The 8,081-nt window shown below is 36.0% G+C and carries 5 protein-coding genes; 4 read left to right on the top strand and 1 reads right to left on the bottom strand.

Annotated features, from left to right (window positions below; genetic code table 11):
- Positions 1-221: 221 nt before the first annotated feature.
- Positions 222-560, bottom strand: coding sequence for a hypothetical protein (locus F6K13_RS08760; RefSeq protein WP_124143979.1), 339 nt, complete (start codon positions 558-560; stop codon positions 222-224).
- A gap of 1,062 nt (positions 561-1,622) precedes the next feature.
- Between F6K13_RS08760 and F6K13_RS08755 the strand changes: the two genes are divergently transcribed.
- From F6K13_RS08755 to F6K13_RS08740, 4 genes are all read left to right on the top strand, one after another.
- Positions 1,623-3,437: a fatty acyl-AMP ligase gene (locus tag F6K13_RS08755; RefSeq protein WP_124143980.1), complete on the top strand. Its 1,815-nt coding sequence runs from the start codon at positions 1,623-1,625 to the stop codon at positions 3,435-3,437.
- Between the two features lie 31 nt (positions 3,438-3,468).
- Positions 3,469-5,271: an acyl-CoA dehydrogenase gene (locus F6K13_RS08750; RefSeq protein WP_124143981.1), complete on the top strand. Its 1,803-nt coding sequence runs from the start codon at positions 3,469-3,471 to the stop codon at positions 5,269-5,271.
- Positions 5,243-5,650, top strand: coding sequence for an acyl carrier protein (locus F6K13_RS08745; protein ID WP_124143982.1), 408 nt, complete (start codon positions 5,243-5,245; stop codon positions 5,648-5,650). Before F6K13_RS08750 ends, F6K13_RS08745 begins: the two co-directional genes overlap by 29 nt.
- A 535-nt stretch (positions 5,651-6,185) precedes the next feature.
- A complete protein-coding gene (locus F6K13_RS08740) occupies positions 6,186-7,643 on the top strand; it encodes an MBOAT family protein (protein WP_124143983.1) in 1,458 nt (485 codons plus the stop codon).
- Positions 7,644-8,081 lie beyond the last annotated feature (438 nt).

The raw sequence follows: 8,081 nt of genomic DNA, 5'->3' as shown, positions 1-8,081 counted from the left end.
TCTATTATTGTTTTGTGGTCAAACTAATTTTGATACTTTATTTCACACTACACTAGGTAAATACTATAACTAATCTAATTGAGCAAATTTTACTCAGACTAAGACTGCCAATAAATCTAGTATTCGTCTTTATTTATATATTTTTTAATGTATTAATAATATCTATATTTAATATCTATATTTTTGAGTATTTATTAATAGTTTGCAGCAATAATCATAATTCATTTCTGTCTTTCACCTTCATCTTTACCTGTTTCTGAATAATTAGGTAAGAATAAAAATTTATATCCTATATAAATCGCTCCTCCAAACACAGCTATAGTAATTAACAAAGAAACTAAACTGATAATCGCCTCTAATATCTTGATTATGAATAGAGGAATAATAATTAAACTTATAATTTTTGCCCATTGAGGAAGTTCCTTAAACCATTCTAACAATTGGTAATAAAAACCTTGAATAGACTTAAAAATATTAGATAGAGGGTTCAAGACATTTGGTACATATCCCTCGTCTACTTCGGGATTTTTTTTAAAGTTATTATTGTTGTAATTATTCATCTAAAAAAAGTTTTACTTTAACTCATCAAATTATAGATAATATTTGCTCAGGAATAATTATATACTAGAAGGAAGAAGGAAGAAAAAAGGAAAAATCTTACGTTGTCTGAGTTTTAAGCTTTTGATCTGTCCTAACCTTTCCTTCGACTACTATAAATTCTCAATATTCTATATTTTTATCTAAAATAATATAGAATATTGAGATGATTGACCAACTATAGCCCTACGCGCAAGTCAGAAGTCAGAAGTCAGTACGGGTGAATGGCCATTCGCCCGTACATACGTAATCTATGACTGGGTTGGAGCATTTAGGAATGTCCTAAGTTCTGCTTCGACTGCTACATCAGGAAATAACAAAAAATTAAATCTCCAATTTTTGGCATAGCTGTTTCATTAAGGCTGAAACTTATTGGGGGGAGTGAGTTTGGGAGGTATGGGTTGGTGGGGGATATGGGAAAATGCAAACCCCCAAACAGTTAATTCAACCCATAAAAAAGTTGTAGTTTTTCTCTACACTTCCCATACTCCCAACACCCAGGTAATCTATAAAGAATGAAATAGCCCTGGATTTTTGGACTGCCTCCTTACTTGGTCAAACTTACGGCTCCCCTACCCTGCTCTTCTGCTTTCAGTTGAATCGGATTTTTTGATTTGGAAGCCAAAGTTAAGTATTTAACCACTCTTGCTCTTGCCGTACTACTTTTAGTATTAAAAATTGACCTTCAAAAGGTCGAAGTAGGATAAAATTCTCTGCAAGCCTATCCGATTACTTAAAGATTCTGTAAAGAACCAACCTAAAAGTTGCAATCGTCGATCAACTTATGCCAAAATAAAACAGATTGGCTAAGAGTATAGTAAAAAAAATTACCACCTCATAGTTGAAAACCCACTTATTGCAGCGCTTTATCAAGCTTTGAGGCTCAAGCAAAATAAGTAAATGTCACTAAAATTACATTCTAATAGGTGTATTACTCAGGATAAATAATCTAAAGTAAAATCCTAAGTCCAATCCAGATAACCAAATAATATCTGAATATACAAGCCAATACTTCTCCTATTCTAATGAGTGAGACAGTGAAATATTCCACCCTAATAGACCTACTTCAAACTTTATCAGCAGAACAACCAGAAAAACTAGCATACACTTTTTTGGTTGACGGCAAAAAAGAAGGGGAAAACTTTACTTATGCTTCACTAGAGCATCGAGTACGAGCTATTGCAGCATTGCTACAAAAACATCAAGTCAAAGGAGAACGAGGCTTACTACTCTATCCACAAGGACTAGAAGCAATAGCAGCTTTTTGTGGTTGTCTATACTCTGGAGTAATCGCAATTCCAGTACCTCCTCCAGAAGCAGGTCGTCTCAAACGAACTTTGCCTAGACTTAGAGCCATAGTTCAAGATGCTCAAGCTTCCCTGGTGCTAACAACGGCCACAATTATTTCCCTTGTAGAAGAAGTGGCTGATGAATTTCCTGAGTTCGAGACAATGCGCTGGATAGATACTGAATCTGTTGATTTAGAAATAGCTCAGGAATGGAAAGATCCAGGTATTACTGGCGATACACTAGCGTATTTGCAGTATACCTCTGGTTCTACTTCTACTCCAAAAGGGGTAATGCTGACCCACAAAAATTTGATTCATCACTTAAGCTATCTACAGAGAGCTTGTGGGTACACACCAGAAAGCAAAACTATTACCTGGATGCCTTTCTTCCACGATTATGGGTTAGTGGAAGGAATGATGGAACCCCTATATAATGGAACTCCATGCTACATAATGTCCCCATTTTCATTTGTGAAGCAACCCCTGAGATGGCTGCAAGCTCTGTCAAATTACAAAGCGACCCACTCTCAAGCACCTAACTTTGCTTATGACCTTTGTGTTCGCCGAGTTAAGCCAAAACAACTATCTACTTTAGACCTTAGTAATTGGGAAGCAGCAGGTAATGCAGCAGAACCTATTAACCCAAAAGTTATGGAGAGTTTCTACAAAACTTTCTCAGCTTGTGGTTTTCGTTGGAATGCTTTTGCTCCATGTTATGGACTAGCAGAAGATACTTTACTGGTTTCAGCCAAACCTAAACTCACAGACCCAGTACTTTGCACTATAGATGCAACAGATCTAGTAGAAAAAAATAAAATTGTAGAAGTTTCTCCTGATGCGACAGGGGTAAGAGCTTATCCATCTTGTGGTCGCTTAGTTTGTGAAACTCAGGTAGCTATTGTCAATCCAGAAACTTTAGCAAAATGTGCTACTGATGAAGTGGGAGAGATTTGGGTATCAGACCCCAGTGTAGCTCAAGGCTACTGGGAACGTCCAGAAACTACTAAAGAAACATTCCAAGCTTACATCAAAGATAGTGGGGAAGGTCCGTTTTTGCGGACTGGAGACCTAGGATTTATGAAAGATGGTGAGCTGTATATTACAGGTAGGATTAAAGATTTAATTATTATCCGAGGTACAAATCACTATCCCCAAGATATTGAGTGGACAGTACAACAGGTTCATCCGGCACTTCGTCCAGATTATGGTGCTGCTTTTTCAGTCGAAGTTAGGGGTGATGAACATTTAGTCATTGTTCAAGAGGTAGAACGTCGCACTCAAGATTTGGATACGGAGAAAGTCATCAATGATATCCGCCAAGCTGTTTCAGAAGACCATGAATTACAAGCTTATGCTGTAATTTTGGCTAAGTCAGGAAATATTCTTAAGACTGCTAGTGGCAAGATTCAACGTCGTGCTTGTCGTTCCAATTTTTTGGCCGGAACCCTAGACGTGATATCTGACTGGAGTGAAAATCCTCAACTAACCTCCAAGTATCGAAAGTTACAAGAAGAAGTTGAGTCATTAGCATCCCAAATGAAAAATAGCTAGAAATTTAACCTAGATAAATAGGAGATTTAGCATGGATAAACTCAAGCAATATTGGGTAGCTGAAGAGTTAGAGCGTGCTCTTGGCGATCCACAAAATCCAGACAGTACAATGTCTTTCAAGAGAGTAATTGAAATTGATGAGAGTGAAGAATTTCCACATCAGGAAATTGAGTGGCTCTATAATTGGAAGTTACAACACCACTATATCCCTGTTAATTGTGGGGGGGAGTTTACTTCTTTTGAAGAGTTTTTGGCCTTTGTTAGAGTTTTGTGTAGACGCGACCAAACAATTGGAATTGCTTTTACTACCTTATTTTGGTCTTTTATTACCTGGATGGCAGGTACAGACGAACAAAAGCAAAAGTTAGCAACCTATATTAAAGATGAACATGGGGCAATGTGCCTTGGTTACTCAGAGAAGGAACATGGTGCTGACCTAATTGGTGGAGATTTGAACGCAACAAAAGTTCCTGGAGGTTATTTACTGAATGGGGAAAAGTGGCCGATAAATCGTGCAACTATTTCTGGAGTTTCTTATATATTAGCAAAAACAGACCAAGAGGATGGAGGAGCTAGAGGTCTGTCTTTATTTATGGTAGAAAAAAGCCGACTAGACCCAGCAAATTACTACAATTTACCAAAAATCCTTACCCACGGAATTCGTGCTTCTGATATGAGTGGGATAGGTTTTAAGGATTGCTTTGTTCCTGAAGATATGTTGATTAAGGGAGAAGGATCCGGTCTAGAAGTAGCTCTGAAAGGATTTCAAATTACCAGAACTTTGTGTGCAGCTTTTTCTCTTGGAGCTGCTGACACAGCCTTAAGAACTACATTAAAATTTGCGATCAATCGAGTTGTTTACAACAAAAAAGTTTTAGATATTCCTCAACCTCGCAGAACTTTGACTGAAGCCTTTTTAGACATCTTAATTGGTGATTGTGAAACAATTGGAGCAGCGAGAGGATTTCATGTTGTTCCTGGACAATTTAGTGTCTGGGGTGCAGTGGTGAAATATTTTGTTACTACTCAGCTAGAAACGATGATTAATAATATTTCAGTGGTGTTAGGTTCTCGTTTTTATATGCGGGAAGAACATGACTGGGGAATGTTTCAAAAAGTGCTGAGAGATAACTCAATTATTAGTGTATTTGATGGTAGTACAGTTGTTAATTTGCATTCTCTAATTTTACAGTTTCGTCAGTTAACAAAACAACGTTCTAGACGGAATTATGCTAAGATGGAAGCAATTAAATCTCGTCTGGAAATAATCTTTTCCTTGGAGAAACAATTGCCTACTTTTGAACCAGAAAAACTGGAAATTGTAGGACGGGGATCTGATGATGCTTTACAAGGATTAGAAATTGCTTTAGAACAGTTAAAAGCTTTAAAAACTGCTAACATAAATACTAAAGTTTTAGAGCAAATTACTACACTGACTGAGTGTATTATTGAAGAAGTAAACGCTCACGACCAAAAAATTGCTAATTCAGCATTTGAGTTTGGTCACGACCAGTCACCAGAATTATTTGAAATAGCTAAAAAATACTGTGCTTTACACGCTGCTGCTGCGTGTTTGCATATGTGGATTTATAACCGCGAAATACTGGGTGAGTTTTTTGCAGGTGGTGAGTGGTTGGTACTATGTTTAAATCGTCTACTGCAACCTTTTGGGCATTCACGAAAAGTAGACCAATTATATTGGGAAAAAGTTACTCAAGAAATGCTCAAACTTGATAACGAAAATAAAATCTTTTCTATTGTTCCTTTTCAACTAGCACAAACTAAAAAACAGGAGAATAAAATAAATGCAAGTTCAGAACTCCAGCACGCTTAATACTGAAGCAAAAACAGAAAATTCCCCCTTAGAAATCTTACAAAAGTGGATTGCTGAAAAGTTAGCAGAACAATTGTCTGTTGACAAAAGTACTATCGAATTTACCGAACCTTTAACTCGTTATGGTTTGGACTCAATTGATGCAGTAACTCTAGTTGGTGAGCTGGAAGATGAACTAGAATTAGAGTTACCTTCTACTTTATTTTGGGATTATCCAACTATAGAAAAATCTGCTCAATATTTAGTTTCTGAATTTGATATTTCTGAGGCATTAGAAAATTTGGCAAGCTCTGAAGAAAAAACAGAAGAAGCGGAAGAAACTGCTGAAAAATCTGGTAAAGGTTGGGGTGGTTTTTGGAAGGGAGTAAGTGGTTCATAAAATAACTGAAGAACCCCCGGAGAAAATTCTTAGTTATGTGAGGATTTAGCTATGAGCAGTCAGCAGTTCCCTGCGGGATGCTACGCAAACAGCAATATAGCAGAGGGCAGAAGGCAGAAGGCAAAAGGAAAAATCTTACACCTGGTCTAAGTTTTAGACTCTTGAGCTGTTCTAACCTTTGCTTCAAGTGCTATAAGACCCTGCTTTTGAGGATAGGGTTTAAATTTAAATAGACTTAACGACTTTTGTAGTAAGATTTAATCCGGGCTGAATTAATACAGCTTTGAATGTTTACCAAAAGTAATAGCAGATAGCAGATAGCTGATGGCTCACGGCTGAATTTTTACTTAGTTATACTAATGATTTTTAGTATATATTAAGACTTGATCTTCATAAAATTAAAAATCTTAGTTACCAATAATAAAATTGCTTTTGGTAACTAAAAAATATTTCAATATTTCAGAGATTGACAAATACCTCATACCATAATTTATTGGGATAGGTTGCTATCAAGTATAGAGGAGGAAATAGTTAATTGAATTTTTCGGATTTTTCCTTCTGGTGGGTGCTGCTGATTTTTAGTGTGCCTTTCTTCACCATCCGCGCTCTAGGAAAAAGGTTAAACTTCTGGCAAGATTATTTTGATACCATTGGCTTGATGGTATTATCACTAACATTATTTTTAAATGCTAGTTTAAAAAGTTTTGCCGTATTTATATTTGAGGTGATTTTCAACTACATAATGGTGCGACTAATGTTGCAAAGGCGTGGTTGGGAGTCAAGGGCGATCGCTACATTTTTAATAGTATTTGATGTAGCAGTATTAGCATACTTTAAATATCTCACATTTTTTGTAGAAGATGTAGTAGGTTTAGTGGTAGGAATTCCGAATAATTGGCAACAAAGTTTTCCTTTACCTGTATATAAGACTATTCCACCAGGGATTTCTTTTTATACTTTTCAGATGGTGGCATTTGTTGTAGATTCTTTTACAGCGAAAAAGAAAAAGCCAATTAATTTCATAGATTACGTCAACTTTATCGCATTTTTTCCCCAAATTGTAGCAGGTCCAATCGAAAGACGCAAACAATTATTACCCCAGTTAGAATCTTTTAAATTCAAATTTACTGTAGAAAACTTTGAATTAGGTTTGCGATGGTTATCTCTAGGTTTATTTATGAAATTTGTTCTAGCAGATAACATTACTCCATATATAGACCTAGAGCAAGCAACAAATGCTTTGTTAGTTTGGTTTCATGCCTTTTTGTTTACTTTAAGAATATATTTTGACTTTGGTGGTTACAGCTTTATGGCTGTTGGTATCGCTAGATTTGTGGGAGTTAAACTAGAATTAAACTTTCTGGCACCCTACACTTCTGTCAGTATCCAAGAATTTTGGCGACGTTGGCACATTACTCTGAGTAACTGGTTTAGGGACTATGTTTTTATTCCTTTGATGGGTGCAAATAAACAATGGGCACCATTTTATTTATTTATAACATTTACTCTTTCAGGCTTTTGGCACGGGGCAGCCTGGAATTTTATTTTATGGGGAGCTTACCACGGAGCATTACTATTGGCAATCAGATATGCCGGGAGACCTTTTCAGAGGTTTGTGGGTAGATGGACTTCTAGAACTGATTTAGTTTCCTGGGCCTTGACGTTTATGTCCGTGACTCTAGGCTGTTTATTTTTTATGGAAACTAATATTAGTAGGTTGGGTACTAAGTTAGTAACTTTAGTTACACCTGGAGCTTATTCACTTTCAGGGGTGATCGATGCTTTTAGCTCTTATAGCATAAATGAGGCTTGGGCTTTAGTTTTTACTTTAGCTGTGGCGATCGGGGCATTATTTTTAGAACATTTGGCAGTTTGGCAGCAGCGAGATGAGTATGAGTTATTGCTATCTCCTTGGATATCTAGGGGTCTGCTAGGTTTAACTATTTTACTGGGGGCAACTATTCCTTCTGAATTTATTTACTTTGAGTTTTAATAGAACTCTTTTCAACAATTAATAATTAATAATTAATAATTACCTCTCCTTTAAAACGGATAGGATTGACTCAAAGGAAAATTTTTATTTTTATCCCCTTAAAAGAGAAGGGTTTGAACCACAAATTTTCGGTAAAAGTGTTAATTAAATCAATTTAAGATATCAAATCAATAATTTCATCTCCCTATTTCCAATACCCTATTCCCTGACTTCTGCAAGATGTCTAATGATTAGATTTAAAACATTTGTTCCGGAAGAATATTTTGGATTTACAAAAATTTTTGGGGCGTGAAATACAATGGTTAACAGATTAAATGCGATCATATTGATTTTAATTTGGAGTGTTGATGTATATCGGTTGAAGAAATATTTCAGTAAAACCAAAATATTCTTCCGGAACAAATGTTTTAAATCTAATCATTAGACATCTTGCAGAAG

Source organism: Okeania sp. SIO2B9, from assembly GCF_010672505.1.
GTDB classification, from domain to species: Bacteria; Cyanobacteriota; Cyanobacteriia; order Cyanobacteriales; family Microcoleaceae; genus Okeania; species Okeania hirsuta.
The sequence above is the reverse complement of the archived record's forward strand: the minus strand, read 5'-3'. Positions and strand labels throughout refer to the sequence as shown.